This window comes from Pseudomonas chlororaphis subsp. piscium, from assembly GCF_003850345.1.
Taxonomy (GTDB): domain Bacteria; phylum Pseudomonadota; class Gammaproteobacteria; order Pseudomonadales; family Pseudomonadaceae; genus Aquipseudomonas; species Aquipseudomonas piscium.
In genome coordinates, this window is sequence record NZ_CP027707.1 from 5,848,758 (window position 1) to 5,863,967 (window position 15,210).

Here is a 15,210-nt window from a genome sequence, read left to right on the forward strand (position 1 = left end):
AAAGGCGATCCGGATGGATCGCCTTTTTTATTACTTCACGACCTTCAGACTGGGTCGACCGCTTGGACGCGGCGGCTCGTTATCCGGTGGTGGAATATCATCATCCGGCTCGATTTCATCGTCCTCATCATCCACGGGCGACTCCAGATCGAACACCATACCCTGACCATTCTCCCGGGCGTAAATGCCCAGGATCGCTGGTACAGGGACGTACAGACTATGCGGAACGCCACCGAAGCGCCCCTCGAAAGTCACCACCTCGTTATCCATGTGCAGATGACGCACGGCACTCGGCGAAATATTCAGGACGATCTGTCCGTCACTGGCAAAACCCTGAGGCACCTGCACCGCCGGGTATTCGGAATTGACCAGCATATGCGGGGTGCAATCGTTGTCCACAATCCACTCGTAGAGCGCGCGGACCAGATAAGGTCGACTGGAGTTCATAGCGGCTCCTTAAGCCTTAGCGCATGTCGCGTTCGACACCAGACAGACTCGCCTGGAACGTCTCACGGGCGAACTGGCGCTCCATATAATCAAGCAACGGCTTGGCTTGCCGTGGCAATTCAATACCCAGAATCGGTAATCTCCAGAGTATTGGCAATAGGCAGCAATCCACCAGACTTTGTTCCTCACTGAGGAAAAACGGCTTCTCCGCGAACAGCGGCGAAACGCCGGTCAGGCTCTCGCGCAGCTCTTTACGAGCCTGAGCGCGGGCCGCTTCCTTGGTCCGGGAATCCAGGATCAAGTCCACCAGCCCACACCAGTCACGCTGGATCCGATGGATCAGCAGACGGCTATTGGCACGCGCCACAGGGTAAACCGGCAGTAGTGGCGGGTGCGGGTAACGCTCATCCAGATATTCCATCACCACGGTCGACTCCCACAACGCCAGGTCACGATCGACCAGGGTGGGCAGACTGCCGTAAGGGTTCACTTCGATCAGCTTCGGCGGCTGACGCCCCGCCTCCACACTGATGATCTCGGCGCTGACACCCTTCTCTGCGAGCACGATACGTACCCGGTGGGAATAGTGGTCGGCGGGGTCGGAGTAACAGGCCAACCGATTGGTCACGCCCATGGCGGTCCTCCTCGCTTGTTGAAATTATCGGAAGCAGAAAAACGAGCGCGCCCAGAGGGCGCCTCCCGTAACGCCTGGATGATCCAGACTCGTTACACCTTCAGAGACGCCCTTGGGCGCGCACGATTAACAGCAATGAATTACAGCTTTATCAATGAACGTCTTTCCAGTATTCGCGCTTGAGCAGATAGGCGAACACGAAGAAGAAGGCCAGATACAGTAACACATAGGTGCCGATGCGTTGATGCTCCAGCTTGACCGGGTTGGCCGAGTAGGCCAGGAAGGTCACCAGATTCTTGACCTTCTCGTTGAACTGCTCCTCGTTGAGCGTGCCGGTTTTTGGCAGCACGGTCAGCTGGTCGCAGGCTTCATGGGTCAAGGCGGTACCGGTCAGCGGATCGTATTGCTTCTTGCCGTCTTCGACGATCTGCACCTGTTTGCAACCCACAACCTGACGGCCCTGCAGACCGACCAGAACGTTAGGCATGCCCACGTTCGGGAAGACCTTGTTGTTCACGCCCCACGGGCGCGCAGGGTCTTCGTAGAAGGAGCGCAGGTAGCCATAGAGCCAGTCGGTACCACGCACACGAGCCACCAGGGTCAGGTCGGGCGGAGCCGCACCGAACCAGGTCTTGGCGTCAGCCGGCTGCATGCCGATGTTCATGTGATCACCGATTTTCGCACCGGTGAACAGCAGCTTGCTCATCATCAGATCGTGAGGAATCCCCAGATCATCGGCAACGCGCTCATAGCGCTGGAACTTGGCGCTGTGGCAGCCCATGCAGTAGTTGGCGAATGTCCGCGCACCATCCTGCATGGCGGCTTTGTCGGAGAGGTCGATGTCGACTTTTTCCAGCTCGGGGCCACCGTGTTCAGCCGCGAAGGACAATACAGGCATAGCAGCAAGAATCAGTACAGCAAATAACTTTTTCATCAGCCAGTCACCCTTTCCGGAACCGGTTTGGTCTTCTCGAGCCTGGTGTAGAACGGCATCAGAATGAAGTAGGCGAAGTACAGGAAGGTACATACCTGCGACAGCAGCGTACGACCCGGAGTCGGTGCCAGAACGCCCAGGATCCCCAGGATCACGAACGAGATACAGAACACCACCAGCCAGATCTTGCTCAGCCAGCCCTTGTAGCGCATGGATTTGACCGGGCTACGATCAAGCCATGGCAGCACGAACAGCACAGCGATCGCCGCGCCCATCGCAATTACACCCAGCAGCTTGTCCGGAACCGCACGCAGAATCGCGTAGAACGGGGTGAAGTACCAAACCGGGGCAATATGCTCAGGCGTCTTGAACGGGTTGGCCTGTTCGAAGTTCGGCTTCTCGAGGAAATAACCACCCATTTCCGGGAAGAAGAACACGATCGAACAGAAGATAAACAGGAACACCACCACACCGACGATGTCTTTCACGGTGTAGTACGGGTGGAAAGCGATGCCATCCAGCGGTATGCCGTTTTCGTCTTTGTGCTTCTTGATGTCCACGCCATCCGGGTTGTTCGAACCCACTTCGTGCAGCGCCAGGATGTGCAGCACCACCAGACCGAGAATCACGATCGGCAGGGCCACTACGTGCAAGGCGAAGAAGCGGTTCAGGGTAATACCGGAAATCAGGTAGTCACCACGAATCCACTGGGTCAGGTCGTTGCCGATGACCGGGATCGCGCCAAACAGCGAGATGATCACCTGGGCGCCCCAGTAGGACATTTGCCCCCAAGGCAGCAGGTAGCCCATGAAGGCTTCGGCCATCAGCGCCAGGTAAATCAGCATGCCGAACAGCCACACCAGCTCACGCGGCTTCTGGTAGGAACCGTAGAGCAGGCCACGGAACATGTGCAGATAGACCACGATGAAGAACGCCGAAGCGCCGGTGGAGTGCAGCAGACGCAGGATCGAGCCGTACTCGACGTCGCGCATGATGTATTCGACGGAAGCGAAAGCTTCTTCAGCCGATGGGGTGTAGCTCATGGTCAACCAGACACCGGTGACGATCTGGTTAACCAGAACCAGCAGAGCCAGGGAACCAAAGAAATAGAAGAAGTTGAAGTTCTTCGGAGCGTAATACTTGCTGAGATGGTCTTCCCACATCTTGGTCGCAGGGAAGCGCGCATCAACCCAATCCATGAACTTGCTCATCACGCTTTCTCCGTATCGACGCCGATGACAATAAGGTCGTCCGACTCATAGGAATGCGGGGGTACTGGCAGGTTCAAAGGCGCGGGTTGCGACTTGTAGACGCGGCCAGCCAGATCGTAGTGGGAACCGTGGCAAGGGCAGAAATAGCCACCTACCCAATCCTTGCCCAGATCCGCAGGCGCCACTTCAGGGCGGAAAGTCGGTGAGCAACCCAGGTGGGTGCAGATACCGATCAGCAGCAGAATCTCTGGCTTGATCGAACGCACTTCCGGGTCGACGTAGGTTGGTTGAACAGAGTTCTTGGAGTCTGGGTCGGACAGTTGACCCTCGATCTTCTTGAGATTCCCCAGGATTTCCTGTGTACGGCGGACGATGAATACCGGCTGACCACGCCACTCAGCAATCATCTGCTGACCTGGGTCGATCTTGCTGATATTCACTTTCACCGGTGCCCCTGCGGCTTTCGCCTTGGCACTGGGAAACCATGACCCCACGAACGGGACCGCAGCCCCCACCGCTCCTGCAGCACCCACCACGGATGTGGCTGCTACAAGGAAGCGACGCCGGCCTGCATTCACGCCGTCATTGCTCATTCAGTCCTCTCCCATCAGCTTTGTGGCCTGTTAAATCAGGCATCTACTAAGTAAAAATCTGAACTTATAAAAATTTTGCCGAATGGTAATGAAAAGCCCCTACTCTGACAAGGTAATTACCAACTTGGCCCTGCCCCAAGCCCTGTAGTATAGGGGCTCTGCGGATGTGGCAAGTTGTCACAGCGCAAAATAATCGCCCATAAAAAAACGCCCAGCTCCGCGAGGAGACTGGGCGTTTTTTGAACGCGAAAGCGAATTAACGCTTCGAGTACTGCGGACGCTTACGCGCTTTACGCAGACCAACTTTCTTACGTTCAACTTCACGTGCGTCACGGGTTACGAAGCCAGCTTTACGCAGAGCGCTGCGCAGAGTTTCGTCGTAATCCATCAGAGCGCGAGTGATGCCGTGGCGGATAGCGCCAGCTTGGCCACTCACACCACCGCCGATAACGGTGACGTAGATGTCGAACTTCTCGACGGTCTCGGTCAGTTCCAGCGGCTGACGAACTACCATGCGGGCAGTTTCGCGACCGAAGAAGTTATCCAGGGAGCGGTTGTTGATGGAGATGTTGCCAGTGCCCGGACGCAGGAAAACGCGTGCGGTTGCAGTCTTGCGACGGCCAGTGCCGTAATTTTGAGTCGCCGACATAATGAACTATTCCGTTAAATCTTCAGTTCTTGGGGCTGCTGAGCAGTATGAGGGTGTGCAGCGCCCGCATAGACTTTCAGCTTACGGTACATGTCGCGACCCAGCGGGTTCTTAGGCAGCATGCCTTTTACCGCGGTCTCGATCACGCGCTCAGGGGCCTTGGCGATCAGCTTTTCAAAGTTGATCGACTTGATGCCGCCCGGGAAACCGGAGTGGGAGTAGTACATTTTGTCAGTGGTTTTAGCGCCAGTAACACGTACTTGCTCAGCGTTGATCACGACGATGTAGTCACCGGTGTCGACGTGAGGGGTGTACTCAGGCTTGTGCTTGCCACGCAGACGGCTCGCGATTTCGGTGGCCAGACGACCCAGGGTCTGACCAGCAGCGTCGACGACAAACCAGTCGCGCTTAACTGTTTCCGGTTTAGCAGTAAAAGTTTTCATTCTTTATAGCCTCAGGGGCCGCCCTGTAAATTAGACGGCGGATCTTACTGAATAGTGCGTACTTTGACAAGTCAAAGGCAGCCGGATACAGACGCTATCGGGGGCTCGGGTCAGCGCGTCCGTTATACGGCAAGATTCTTCGGCAGGCGGCGCATCACTTCCACTGCAGAAAGAGCTGCGGAATTATGCAGATTGCGAAAAAAAATTCAACCTGCTTTTATGATTGTTTTGCCGAAGGAGCACCCGATGGACTATCGCCAGCTAGGCCGGACCGACCTGAACGTGAGTGCAATATGTCTGGGAACCATGACTTGGGGCGAGCAAAACAGCGAGTTCGAGGCCTTCGCCCAGATCGAACGAGCCAAGGCTGCGGGGATCAACTTCATCGACACCGCCGAGATGTACCCGGTGCCGCCAAAGGCCGAAACCTACGCGACCACCGAGCGCTACATCGGTAACTGGTTCAAGGCTCGCGGCGATCGCGCCGACTGGATCCTCGCCAGCAAGATCGCCGGCCCCGGCAACACCATCGACTACATCCGCGACAAGCAGCTCAAACACAACCGCAAGCACATAGTCCAAGCCGTGGACGCCAGCCTCAAGCGCCTGCAGACCGACTGGATCGACCTCTACCAGTTGCATTGGCCGGAGCGCAGCACCAACTTCTTCGGCCAGTTGGGCTACAAGCACAAGGAAGAAGACTTCACCCCGCTGGAAGAAACCCTCGAAGCCCTGGACGAACAGGTCAAGGCTGGCAAGATCCGCCACATCGGCCTGTCCAACGAAACGCCCTGGGGCACCATGAAGTTCCTGGCCCTGGCCGAGAGCCGCGGTTGGCCACGGGCAGTATCGATCCAGAACCCCTACAACCTGCTCAACCGCAGCTTTGAAGTGGGCCTGGCGGAAATCGCCATTCGCGAACAATGTGGGTTGCTGGCCTATTCGCCCCTGGCGTTCGGCTTCCTCTCCGGTAAATACGAAGGTGGCGCGCGCCCGGCCAAAGGCCGCCTGAGCCTGTACAGCCGCTTCAGCCGCTACTTCAATCCACAGTCGGAAGCGGCCTGCAGCCGTTATGTCGCCCTGGCCCGCGAGCACGGCCTGGACCCGGCGCAAATGGCCCTGGCGTTCGTCACCCAGCAGCCGTTCGTCACCAGCAACATCATTGGCGCGACCACCCTCGAGCAACTGGACAGCAACATCGCCAGTCTCGAGCTGAAGCTGTCGAATGAGGTGCTGGCCGGCATCGAGGCGATCCACAAGGATCACCCGAACCCGGCGCCGTAACCCATCCTCCTGTGGGAGCGAGCCCGCCAGGCTCGCCCCTACCCGACAGACAATGCGTTACAGGGAACGCGCGATGATTTCCTTCATGATCTCGTTGGTCCCGGCATAGATCCGCTGCACGCGCGCATCCGCCCAGGCCCGGGCTATCGGGTACTCCCACATGAAGCCGTAACCGCCGTGCAGCTGCACGCACTCGTCGAGCACCTTGCACTGCAGGTCCGTGCCCCAGTACTTGGCCATCGCGGCGGTCGGCACATCGAGTTTGCCTTGCAGGTGCAACTCCAGACAGCGGTCGACGAACACCCGACCGATCTGAATCTCGGTCGCCATTTCCGCCAGCTTGAAGCGGGTGTTCTGGAAATCGGCGATCGATTTGCCGAAAGCCTTGCGCTCGCGGGTGTATTCCAGGGTCCACTGCAATGCCGCCTCGGCTGATGCCAGGCCACCCACAGCCACCGTCAGGCGCTCCTGGGGCAGCTCCTGCATCAGATAGGCAAAACCCGCGCCGGCCTGCCCCAGCAGGTTTTCCTTGGGTACGCGAACGTCCTGGAAGAACAGCTCGGACGTGTCCTGGGCCTTCATGCCGACCTTTTCCAGGCGCTTGCCCTTGGAAAAACCGGGCGTATCCGCCTCCACCAGGAACAGGCTGGTGCCCTTGGCGCCGGCCTTGGGATCGGTCTTGGCCACGACGATCACCAGATCGGCCAGATAACCGTTGGTGATAAAGGTCTTGGAGCCGTTGATCACATATTCGTCACCGTCCAGCACCGCGGTGGTCTTCACCCCCTGCAGGTCGGAACCGGCGCCCGGCTCGGTCATGGCAATGGCCGTGACCATCTCGCCGGACACCAGTTTCGGCAGGTACTTGTGCTTCAGCTCCTCGCTGCCGTAATGCAGGATGTAGGGCGCGACGATATCAGAATGCAGGGAGAAGCCGATGCCGGTCAGGCCAAGACGCCCCACCTCCTCGATCACCACCGCGCTATAGAGAAAGTCAGCCCCCAGTCCGCCGTACTCCTCAGGGAGATGGGAGCAGAGCATTCCCGCCTCACCGGCCTTGTTCCACAAGGAGCGGTCGATGTAGCCCTGCTTTTCCCATTGCCCATGGAACGGCACGGCCTCCTTTTCCAGGAAGGTACGTACGCTGTCACGAAAGAGTTCGTGCTCGGAGCTGAACAAGGTTCTTGGGATCATGGGGCCACCTGTCGTTATTGTTAGCCGGGATTGGCCCACAGAGCCTAAGCCCACGCGTACGACACAGGACACTGGACACATCCGACAAAAAATAAGACGATCCAGCCGTCTGGTGACCACTTTCCCCTATAAGAACAATTGAATTATGTCTAACCAAACCTCCACGCCCTTGCGGCGCGTCAGCATCCTGGCTATCGACCGGGTTTTCGCCTCCACCCTCATGCAAGCCAAGGATTTCTTCCATCTGGCCAGCCTGCGCTACGGCAAGCAGCTGGGCCAGGGCCTGACCCCGGCGTTCGAAACCCGCCTGGTCAGCCCGGACGGAAAACCGGTGTGCAGTTTCAGCAACGTGATCATGCCGGTGGACGGCGCCCTGGAAGATACCGACGTGATCATCCTCCCGGCGTTCTGGGACGATTTCGAAACCCTCTGCCAACGTTATCCACAGATCCTGCCCTGGCTGCGCCAGCAACATGCCCGCGGCGCGGTGCTCTGCGGCGAGGCCACCGGGGTGTTCTGGCTGGCCGAGGCCGGGTTGCTCGACGGCAAGGAAGCCACCACTTACTGGCGCTTCTTCAATGCCTTCAGCGAGCGCTTCCCCAAGGTTCAGCTCAATCAGGACAAGCACCTGACCGACGCCGACAACCTGTATTGCGCCGGCGGCACCACCTCGGCCTGCGATCTATACATCTACCTGATCGAGCGTTTCTGCGGCGCCAACGTCGCCCAGGCCGTGGCCCGTGACATTCTCTATGAAGTGCAGCGCAGCTATTCCCCGGGCCGTATCGGCTTCGGCGGCCAGAAGCTGCACCAGGACGTGATCATCCTGCAGATCCAGCACTGGCTCGAAGAGCATTTCGCCGACAAGTTCCGCTTCGAGGACGTGGCCCGCGAACATGGCATGAGCATTCGCAATTTCATGCGGCGCTTCCAGACCGCCACCGGCGACAAGCCACTGCATTACCTGCAACGCCTGCGTATCGAAACCGCCAAGGGCCTGCTTTCGGGGACGCGCAAGAGCATCAAGACCATCAGTTATGAAGTCGGCTATGACGATGCGAGCTTCTTCGCCCGTCTGTTCCGCCAGCACACCGAGCTGTCGCCGAACCAGTACCGGCAACAGTTTCACCAACAAGCCGCGTGAATGAAAAAGGGCCTGCAATGCAGGCCCTTCTTTTATCCGGACAACCCTTAAGGCTTGTGCGCCCGCGAGAGGAACTCGTGGGACTGCATTTCCAGCAGACGGCTGAGGGTGCGCTGGAACTCGAAGGTCAGGCGACCGCCGGTGTACAGATCCTTGAGCTCGACTTCAGCGGAAATGATCAGCTTGACGTTACGGTCGTAGAACTCGTCGACCATGTTGATGAAGCGACGGGCGATGTCGTCGGTGGCGACGCTCATCTGCTCGACACCGCTGACCAGCACGGCGTGGAAGACCTTGCCCAGTTCGATGTAGTCGTTCTGGCTGCGCGGACCGTCGCACAGTTCGCGGAAGTCGAACCAGGCCACGTCATCGCAGGTACGCAGGGCACGGATTTCACGGTTCTCGACAATCAGCACATCGTTTTCCACCGCCTGGGTGCACTCCGGCGTCAGCGCGCGGAAGCTCTTGCGCAGGCTTTCGTGGGCCGCTTCGTCCATCGGGAAGTGGAACAGTTCGGCCTGCTCCAGGTGACGCAGACGGTAATCCACACCACTGTCGACGTTGACGATTTCGGTGTGCTGCTTGATCAGGGCAATGGCCGGCAGGAAACGCGCACGCTGCAAGCCGTCCTTGTACAGACCGTCCGGCACGATGTTCGAGGTGGCCACCAGGGTCACGCCGTTCTTGAACAGCTCTTCCATCAGCGTGCCGAGAATCATGGCGTCGGTAATGTCGGAGACGAAAAACTCGTCGAAGCAGATCACCCGGGCCTCGTCGGCGAAACGCTTGGCGATGATGGTCAGCGGGTTCTTCTCGCCGCCCAGGGTCTTCATCTCTTCGTGCACACGCTTCATGAAGCGGTGGAAGTGAGTACGGACCTTCTGCTTGAACGGCAGGGCTTCAAAGAAGGTATCGACCAGATAGGTCTTGCCACGCCCTACCCCGCCCCAGAAGTACAGGCCCTTGACCGGCACCTGGTCTTTCTTGCCAAACAGCTTGCCCAGCAGGCCCGGCTTGTTGTTCGACGCGGCGATCAGATCGTCGTACAGGCGCTGCAAATGACGCACGGCGGTTTCCTGCGCAGCGTCGTGGAAGAACTCCGGGCGTTTCAGATCAGCTTGGTATCGTTCTAGGGGCGTCATAATTCGTTAGCAAGGCAACAAAAACGGGCCGTCACTGTAGCGACGGCCCTTGAGAATGGCAATCAGCCCTTGGTCGGGAGATTGCGGTTAGTCCTGCACAGGCGTCAGGGCGACGCGCAGCACATCGATTGCCGCATCGCGGGCCGCCGCGTCGGCAAAGGCCGGGCTGTCGGCCACGCACTCACCTTCCAGCCACAGGCTGAAACTCAGCGCTTCGCTGCGCAGATCCAGAGCCTGGCCGGCTTGCAGTTGCTTGGTCACGGCACCCGCGGTCTTGCCGTCGGCAAAGTTGCGCGACAGCAACAGTTGCTCGCCATCGGCGGCCAGCAGGCGGAAACGGAAGCTGCCGTCGTCTTCGCGGAAGCTGACGAAGCGCGCGGCCTTGGCTGCTTTCTTCTTGGTGGTCGCCGCCACTTGCACCTGGTTGACGAACGAACGCAGGCCCACGGCCTCGCGCAGCTCGTTGAGGAAGGGCGTGGCCACCGTTCGGGCTTTCTTGGCGCCGGCCTGGAGGATGTCTTCCAGGTCCGAAGGGCGCTCGATCAACTGGTGATAACGCTCGCGCGCCTCGCCCAGCTGGTTGTCCAGCAGTTGGAACAGACGACTCTTCGCCTCGCCCCAACCCAGGCCCTGCAGCAGTTCGCTGCGGAATTCGTCAGCCTGGGCCTGTGTCGCGAAGGCCTGGAACAGGGTAAACAGGTGCGCGTTGTCCGGGTCCTTGGCTTCGCCAGGAGCACGGGAGTCGGTGACGATGCGCGAGATCGCGTCCTTCATGTCCTTGGCGCTGCTGAACAACGGGATGGTGTTGTCGTAGCTCTTGGACATCTTGCGGCCATCGAGGCCCGGCAAGGTGGCGACGCTTTCCTCGATCAGCGCCTCGGGCATGGTGAAGAACTCCTTGCCCTGGCCGAACAGGTGGTTGAAGCGCTGACCGATGTCACGAGCCATTTCCACGTGCTGGATCTGGTCGCGGCCGACCGGCACCTTGTGCGCGTTGAACATCAGGATGTCCGCGGCCATCAGCACCGGGTAGCTGTACAGGCCCATGGTGATGCCGGCATCCGGGTCTTCACCGGTTTCGACGTTTTTATCCACCGAAGCCTTGTAGGCATGGGCGCGGTTGAGCAGGCCCTTGGCCGCCACGCAGGTCAGCAACCAGGTCAGTTCCGGGATTTCCGGGATGTCCGACTGGCGATAGAACGTCACGCGCTCCACATCCAGGCCACCGGCCAGCCAGGTCGCGGCGATTTCCAGGCGCGAGCGCTGGATACGCAGCGGGTCGTCGCACTTGATCAGGGCGTGATAGTCGGCCAGGAAGTAGAACGAATCGGCATTGCTGTCGCGGCTGGCGAGAATCGCCGGACGGATGGCGCCGGCGTAGTTGCCCAGGTGCGGCGTGCCGGTGGTGGTGATGCCGGTGAGGATGCGCGTACGAGTAGTCATGGGTAATCGCTTATCAGACTGCAATCAATTCGAGAGTCGTGGCAGCACTAGATCCTTGAGATCGGTGAGCTTGCCATGAAAAAAGTGTCCGCATTCTGCCACTTTCAGCAGCTCATGGGGGCGCTCAAGCGCGTCGGACCAGTCGTAGACCAGTTGCGGGTCGACCACTTCGTCGGTTTCCGGTTGGATCAGGGTCAGCGGGCAGTTCTGTGGTAGCTGGTCGGTGTCGCGCAAACGCATCACCGCGGCGGCGACCATGAACAGGTGCTTGAGTTGTTCACCGCGGGCTTCCAGGCGCCCGCCAAGGCTGGCGGCGACGAAGCCGCCGAAGGAGAAACCGAGCAGGGTCATCGGCAGGTCCGGGTGCCTGGCCCGCAGCCACTCTGCGGCCGCCTGCGCATCGTCGACTTCGCCGCTGCCCATGTCGTGGCTGCCTTCGCTGGCGCCGACGCCACGGTAGTTGAAACGCAAAGTGATCAGGCCGGCGTCGCGTGCCGTACGCTGTAGGGTCGAGACCACCTTGTTGAGCATGGTGCCGCCCTGCACCGGGTTCGGATGGCAGATCAGCGCCACGCCACGGGCGTCGGCGACATCCAGATACAGGGCTTCCAGTTGGCCGACCGGGCCGGCAATCACTACGGGGGTTTCACGCATAAGCAAGGAAGGAACTCCGTGACCTCGAATCGGGTCGACTCGTCTAGCAAATTGTCTGTGCCAATCTATTGCGAGTGAATCGCGGTATACAGCGCAGGTTCGAGCCGTTAACGTAAAGCAAAGCCGTTTATAGAGGAAGGACTCGTGGAACACTCGCTCTTAGTTTGGTTGTTGCCGACTCTTGCCCTGATCGCGGGTGTCGCCATTGGATTTCTGGTCGCTCGCCTGCTGCCGAATGCCGCGCCTAACCGCACGCAACGTCAGCTGGATGATATTCAGGAACGTTTTGACAGCTATCAGAACGAAGTGGTCACCCACTTCAACAGCACCGCCACCCTGGTGAAAAAACTCACTCAAAGCTATCAGGAAGTGCAGGACCATCTCGCCGAGGGCGCCAACCGCCTGGCCCTGGACGAACTGACCCGCCAACGCCTGCTGGCCGCGCTGCACTCCGACTCGGTGCAGGCTCCACGGGAACGCCTGACGCCGCCGCGCGACCAGGAACCGCCACGGGACTACGCGCCAAAGACGCCTAACGCGCCGGGCATGCTCGACGAGCATTATGGTCTGAAGAAGTAATCAGGCTTCGCGCCCAATAAAAAGCCCCCGGACAACTCGGTTGTCCGGGGGCTTTTTTGTATCTGGTGATTGGATAGCGACTGATCGGACCTCTTCGCGGGCAAAGGCCACACACAAAAATGCCCGATCACAGGATCGGGCATTTCTTCATTCAAACGATCAGTTACGGATACTGCTGAACCGTACCCGGCTGTTGCTGCTGACCACCATACTGCTGACCCGGAATCGCCTTCAGGTTGACTTCCACCCGACGGTTCTGCGCGCGGCCATTGACGTCGCCGTTGCTGGCGATCGGGTTATCCGGGCCAGCGCCACGCGCCGACAGGTTGGCACCGCTGACACCTTGCGAGGTCAGGTAGCTCGCCACGCTCTGGGCGCGACGCTGGGACAGGTCCATGTTGTGCTGACGGCTGCCGGTGCTGTCGGTGTAGCCGACGATTTCGATCTGGTTCTGGCTGAACTCCTTGAGGGAGCCGGCCAGGTTGTTCAGCGGCTGATAGAAGCTTGGGGCGATGTTCGCCGAATCGGTGGCGAAGGTGATGTTACCCGGCATGATCAGTTTGATCTGATCGCCCTGGCGCTGCACTTCGACCCCGGTATTGGCCATGCTGGCACGCAGTTTCTTTTCCTGCTGGTCGGCGTAGTAGCCGTAACCGGCGGCGGAAGCACCAACTACCGCGGCGCCGATCAGCGCGCCTTTGCCACGGTTGTTGTGGTCGATGGCGGCACCGGCCAGCGCACCGGCCAAGGCACCCAGGCCACCGTATTTTGCAGTTTTGCTCATGCCCGTGGAGCCGTCGGCCTGCCCCTGATTGTCATAGGGGTTAGGCGAAGCACAGCCGGACAACAAGGCCACAGCAGTAGCAACAACGATCAAACGACGCGAGGTGAACATGGAGAAGCTCCTACTTTTTTCATTCTGTGATGCAGCGGACGTTGGCAACAGACCTTTGCAGGCGTTTGAACACGGCCAATGACAAAAATTCCGTGAAACTTTTGACAGCAAAGGTCAGGCCCTGACAAAGGGATTCTCACGCATTTCATCGCCCAGGCGGGTGTCCGGACCATGCCCGGCCACCACGGTCGCGTCTTCATCGAGGGTGTACAGACGCTGCTTGATCGAACGCACGATGGTGGCCTGGTCGCCACCCCACAGATCCGTGCGCCCTACCCCGCGCTTGAACAACGTGTCGCCGGCAATCAGCAGCTTAGCCTCTGCGAACCAGAAGCTCATGGAACCTGGGGTATGCCCCGGCGTATGCAGGGCCACGCCGCAGCCGCAGGCCAGTTCTTCGTCGTCCGCCAGCCAGCGATCCGGCGCCGGTACTGGAGTGTAAGGCACGCCGAACATGCCGCACTGCATCTCCAGGTTGTCCCAGAGGAACTGATCCTCCTTGTGCAGGTGCAGGGTCGCGCCGGTTTTCTCCTTCATCTGCCCGGACGCCAGGAAGTGATCCAGGTGGGCATGGGTGTGGATGATGCTCACCACCTTCAGCCCCAGCGCGTCGAGCCGCGCCATGATCAGGTCGGGATTGCCGCCCGGGTCAACGACTATGGCCTTTTTTGTAACAGGGTCGCCGATGATCGTGCAGTTGCACTGCAAGGGGCCGACGGGGAAGGTTTCGCGAATAAGGGCGGGCTTGGCGGCTTCCATGGGATGTTCCTGAAAAAACGATGGGCCATTCTCGCACAGCTTGCGGCCGCTGCTTTGCCGCTCAATGCAGACAATGACTGCCGCCCTAGGTCCCGGGCGGCAGCCATCCCAGTCAGAACGCCAACTGCAGGGTTTCCTCACCCTCCAGCGCCAGCAGGAACTGCTTGGCCTGGAGCCCGCCGGCAAAACCGGTGAGGCTGCCCGAGGCGCCGATCACCCGGTGGCAAGGGGCAATGATCGAGATCGGGTTCCGGCCGTTGGCCGCGCCGACCGCGCGCACGGCCTTGGGACTGCCCACCTGCGCGGCAATCTGGCTGTAGCTGCGGGTTTCACCGAAAGGAATGGTCAGCAGCGCCTGCCAGACCTTGCACTGGAACTCGGTGCCGACAAAGTCCAGTTCCAGCTCGAAGCAATCGCGGCTGCCGGCAAAGTACTCATTGAGCTGGCGTTCGGTTTCCAGCAAGACCGGATGATCCTCGGCTGGCTGCAACGGGCCGAGACGCACGCGGTTTTCGCGTTCGTTCTCCCAGAGAATCGCGGCGAGCTTCGTGCCTCTGGCAACCAGGGTCAGTTGACCGACGGGCGAGTTCATCAATTTGAATACGCAGGACATAGTAAGCCTCCTTTATCTTCCAGGGAGATCAGGCCGGGCCTGGCCGTCATCTCAGTACGCCTGCACTGTAGATCGACATTCAAGCGCAAGAACTACGTTTCTTGTGCTTGAATTCAGTGCCGGATCTTCCTGGGTGCCGCTACGCTGGCTACTCATCCTCTTCGATCAGATAACAATTGTCACTGCTGCTGCGCTGCCCGTGGGGATAGACGATAAAAGCGCCGCGCCCATTGCCGCACTCGAGCAGATGCACCGGCGACAGTTCACGCTGTTGATCGATGCGCGCATTGAGCCGGACGATATAGATGCCCAGCGCAAGCGACACGCAAAGAATCAGCAACAAGCAAAACACCAACTGATCGGTGTAGCCCGCGCCGGCCTTTTCAGGATGCATAGGCAATAGCGTCCGATCCTGCTGTCAGCTCCCTCTCATACCCGATCAAGAATCCTGCCCGCGGCCCACCCTCGCCCAGGCGCACCGCAGGCGTTCTGGACAGCAAGCCATAGGTCATCAGGCCGATGACAATCAAGACCAGCAGAATGTCTTTGATCAAAGGAGACAGGTTCATGGTGGCGCTCTCTTGCTGTAAAA

The 15,210-nt window shown here is 59.4% G+C and carries 19 protein-coding genes; 3 read left to right on the forward strand and 16 right to left on the reverse strand.

Annotated elements, in window-relative coordinates; all coding sequences use genetic code 11:
* Nucleotides 1-30: 30 nt before the first annotated feature.
* The 7 genes from C4K38_RS26410 to rplM form a co-directional block, all read right to left on the reverse strand.
* Nucleotides 31-447 carry a ClpXP protease specificity-enhancing factor gene (locus tag C4K38_RS26410; RefSeq protein WP_007928461.1) on the reverse strand — a complete coding sequence of 139 codons (417 nt, stop codon included), beginning with the start codon at nucleotides 445-447 and terminating at the stop codon, nucleotides 31-33.
* Between the two features lie 16 nt (nucleotides 448-463).
* Entirely contained in the window at nucleotides 464-1,081 is a 618-nt protein-coding gene (locus tag C4K38_RS26415; RefSeq protein ID WP_007928460.1) for a glutathione S-transferase N-terminal domain-containing protein, read from the reverse strand.
* A gap of 151 nt (nucleotides 1,082-1,232) precedes the next feature.
* Nucleotides 1,233-2,015, reverse strand: a complete 783-nt coding sequence (locus tag C4K38_RS26420) for a cytochrome c1 (RefSeq protein ID WP_053280809.1) — start codon at nucleotides 2,013-2,015, stop codon at nucleotides 1,233-1,235.
* Nucleotides 2,015-3,226 carry a cytochrome b gene (locus C4K38_RS26425; protein ID WP_038635006.1) on the reverse strand — a complete coding sequence of 404 codons (1,212 nt, stop codon included), beginning with the start codon at nucleotides 3,224-3,226 and terminating at the stop codon, nucleotides 2,015-2,017. The genes C4K38_RS26420 and C4K38_RS26425 overlap by 1 nt, the downstream gene beginning before the upstream one ends.
* Nucleotides 3,226-3,819, reverse strand: coding sequence for a ubiquinol-cytochrome c reductase iron-sulfur subunit (gene petA / locus C4K38_RS26430; protein ID WP_007928454.1), 594 nt, complete (start codon nucleotides 3,817-3,819; stop codon nucleotides 3,226-3,228). The genes C4K38_RS26425 and petA overlap by 1 nt, the downstream gene beginning before the upstream one ends.
* A gap of 256 nt (nucleotides 3,820-4,075) precedes the next feature.
* Nucleotides 4,076-4,468 carry a 30S ribosomal protein S9 gene (gene rpsI, locus C4K38_RS26435; RefSeq protein WP_003228056.1) on the reverse strand — a complete coding sequence of 131 codons (393 nt, stop codon included), beginning with the start codon at nucleotides 4,466-4,468 and terminating at the stop codon, nucleotides 4,076-4,078.
* Nucleotides 4,469-4,482: 14 nt separating this feature from the next.
* Nucleotides 4,483-4,911 (reverse strand): 50S ribosomal protein L13, encoded by a 429-nt coding sequence (gene rplM / locus C4K38_RS26440; protein WP_007928449.1) that lies wholly within the window; start codon nucleotides 4,909-4,911, stop codon nucleotides 4,483-4,485.
* A gap of 246 nt (nucleotides 4,912-5,157) precedes the next feature.
* Between rplM and C4K38_RS26445 the strand changes: the two genes are divergently transcribed.
* Complete coding sequence (locus C4K38_RS26445; protein ID WP_053280810.1) at nucleotides 5,158-6,195, forward strand: NADP(H)-dependent aldo-keto reductase; 1,038 nt, start codon at nucleotides 5,158-5,160, stop codon at nucleotides 6,193-6,195.
* A 57-nt stretch (nucleotides 6,196-6,252) separates the two neighbouring features.
* Here C4K38_RS26445 and C4K38_RS26450 read toward each other — a convergent pair whose 3' ends face one another.
* Entirely contained in the window at nucleotides 6,253-7,389 is a 1,137-nt protein-coding gene (locus C4K38_RS26450; protein WP_053280811.1) for an acyl-CoA dehydrogenase family protein, read from the reverse strand.
* A gap of 244 nt (nucleotides 7,390-7,633) precedes the next feature.
* Here C4K38_RS26450 and C4K38_RS26455 point away from each other — a divergent pair, with 244 nt between their 5' ends.
* A complete protein-coding gene (locus tag C4K38_RS26455) occupies nucleotides 7,634-8,533 on the forward strand; it encodes a GlxA family transcriptional regulator (protein ID WP_169914967.1) in 900 nt (299 codons plus the stop codon).
* Between the two features lie 47 nt (nucleotides 8,534-8,580).
* On the opposite strand, the gene zapE is transcribed toward C4K38_RS26455, so the two are convergent.
* From zapE to C4K38_RS26470, 3 genes are all read right to left on the reverse strand, one after another.
* Nucleotides 8,581-9,675 (reverse strand): cell division protein ZapE, encoded by a 1,095-nt coding sequence (zapE, locus tag C4K38_RS26460; RefSeq protein WP_053280812.1) that lies wholly within the window; start codon nucleotides 9,673-9,675, stop codon nucleotides 8,581-8,583.
* Nucleotides 9,676-9,762: 87 nt separating this feature from the next.
* Entirely contained in the window at nucleotides 9,763-11,118 is a 1,356-nt protein-coding gene (locus C4K38_RS26465; RefSeq protein ID WP_053280813.1) for a tryptophan--tRNA ligase, read from the reverse strand.
* A 24-nt stretch (nucleotides 11,119-11,142) separates the two neighbouring features.
* Nucleotides 11,143-11,772, reverse strand: a complete 630-nt coding sequence (locus C4K38_RS26470) for an alpha/beta hydrolase (protein WP_053280814.1) — start codon at nucleotides 11,770-11,772, stop codon at nucleotides 11,143-11,145.
* A gap of 144 nt (nucleotides 11,773-11,916) precedes the next feature.
* On the opposite strand from C4K38_RS26470, the gene C4K38_RS26475 reads away from it, so the two are divergent.
* Complete coding sequence (locus C4K38_RS26475) at nucleotides 11,917-12,351, forward strand: Z-ring associated ZapG family protein (RefSeq protein WP_007928428.1); 435 nt, start codon at nucleotides 11,917-11,919, stop codon at nucleotides 12,349-12,351.
* Between the two features lie 163 nt (nucleotides 12,352-12,514).
* Here C4K38_RS26475 and C4K38_RS26480 read toward each other — a convergent pair whose 3' ends face one another.
* From C4K38_RS26480 to C4K38_RS26500, 5 genes are all read right to left on the reverse strand, one after another.
* Nucleotides 12,515-13,246, reverse strand: coding sequence for a YiaD family glycine zipper/OmpA-like lipoprotein (locus C4K38_RS26480; RefSeq protein WP_053280815.1), 732 nt, complete (start codon nucleotides 13,244-13,246; stop codon nucleotides 12,515-12,517).
* Between the two features lie 114 nt (nucleotides 13,247-13,360).
* Nucleotides 13,361-14,005, reverse strand: a complete 645-nt coding sequence (locus tag C4K38_RS26485; RefSeq protein WP_053280816.1) for an MBL fold metallo-hydrolase — start codon at nucleotides 14,003-14,005, stop codon at nucleotides 13,361-13,363.
* 112 nt (nucleotides 14,006-14,117) lie between these two features.
* Nucleotides 14,118-14,618 (reverse strand): methylated-DNA--[protein]-cysteine S-methyltransferase, encoded by a 501-nt coding sequence (locus C4K38_RS26490; RefSeq protein ID WP_053280817.1) that lies wholly within the window; start codon nucleotides 14,616-14,618, stop codon nucleotides 14,118-14,120.
* Between the two features lie 148 nt (nucleotides 14,619-14,766).
* Entirely contained in the window at nucleotides 14,767-15,012 is a 246-nt protein-coding gene (locus C4K38_RS26495; RefSeq protein ID WP_053280818.1) for a hypothetical protein, read from the reverse strand.
* Complete coding sequence (locus tag C4K38_RS26500; RefSeq protein ID WP_053280819.1) at nucleotides 15,002-15,187, reverse strand: hypothetical protein; 186 nt, start codon at nucleotides 15,185-15,187, stop codon at nucleotides 15,002-15,004. The genes C4K38_RS26495 and C4K38_RS26500 overlap by 11 nt, the downstream gene beginning before the upstream one ends.
* Nucleotides 15,188-15,210: the final 23 nt, after the last annotated feature.

Coding starts and splice junctions, on each gene's coding strand:
- C4K38_RS26410 (WP_007928461.1), bottom strand. CDS start 447: ATGAACTCCAGTCGACCTTATCTGGTCCGCGCGCTCTACGAGTGGATT.
- C4K38_RS26415 (WP_007928460.1), bottom strand. CDS start 1,081: ATGGGCGTGACCAATCGGTTGGCCTGTTACTCCGACCCCGCCGACCAC.
- C4K38_RS26420 (WP_053280809.1), bottom strand. CDS start 2,015: ATGAAAAAGTTATTTGCTGTACTGATTCTTGCTGCTATGCCTGTATTG.
- C4K38_RS26425 (WP_038635006.1), bottom strand. CDS start 3,226: ATGAGCAAGTTCATGGATTGGGTTGATGCGCGCTTCCCTGCGACCAAG.
- petA (WP_007928454.1), bottom strand. CDS start 3,819: ATGAGCAATGACGGCGTGAATGCAGGCCGGCGTCGCTTCCTTGTAGCA.
- rpsI (WP_003228056.1), bottom strand. CDS start 4,468: ATGTCGGCGACTCAAAATTACGGCACTGGCCGTCGCAAGACTGCAACC.
- rplM (WP_007928449.1), bottom strand. CDS start 4,911: ATGAAAACTTTTACTGCTAAACCGGAAACAGTTAAGCGCGACTGGTTT.
- C4K38_RS26445 (WP_053280810.1), top strand. CDS start 5,158: ATGGACTATCGCCAGCTAGGCCGGACCGACCTGAACGTGAGTGCAATA.
- C4K38_RS26450 (WP_053280811.1), bottom strand. CDS start 7,389: ATGATCCCAAGAACCTTGTTCAGCTCCGAGCACGAACTCTTTCGTGAC.
- zapE (WP_053280812.1), bottom strand. CDS start 9,675: ATGACGCCCCTAGAACGATACCAAGCTGATCTGAAACGCCCGGAGTTC.
- C4K38_RS26465 (WP_053280813.1), bottom strand. CDS start 11,118: ATGACTACTCGTACGCGCATCCTCACCGGCATCACCACCACCGGCACG.
- C4K38_RS26470 (WP_053280814.1), bottom strand. CDS start 11,772: ATGCGTGAAACCCCCGTAGTGATTGCCGGCCCGGTCGGCCAACTGGAA.
- C4K38_RS26480 (WP_053280815.1), bottom strand. CDS start 13,246: ATGTTCACCTCGCGTCGTTTGATCGTTGTTGCTACTGCTGTGGCCTTG.
- C4K38_RS26485 (WP_053280816.1), bottom strand. CDS start 14,005: ATGGAAGCCGCCAAGCCCGCCCTTATTCGCGAAACCTTCCCCGTCGGC.
- C4K38_RS26490 (WP_053280817.1), bottom strand. CDS start 14,618: ATGTCCTGCGTATTCAAATTGATGAACTCGCCCGTCGGTCAACTGACC.
- C4K38_RS26495 (WP_053280818.1), bottom strand. CDS start 15,012: ATGCATCCTGAAAAGGCCGGCGCGGGCTACACCGATCAGTTGGTGTTT.
- C4K38_RS26500 (WP_053280819.1), bottom strand. CDS start 15,187: ATGAACCTGTCTCCTTTGATCAAAGACATTCTGCTGGTCTTGATTGTC.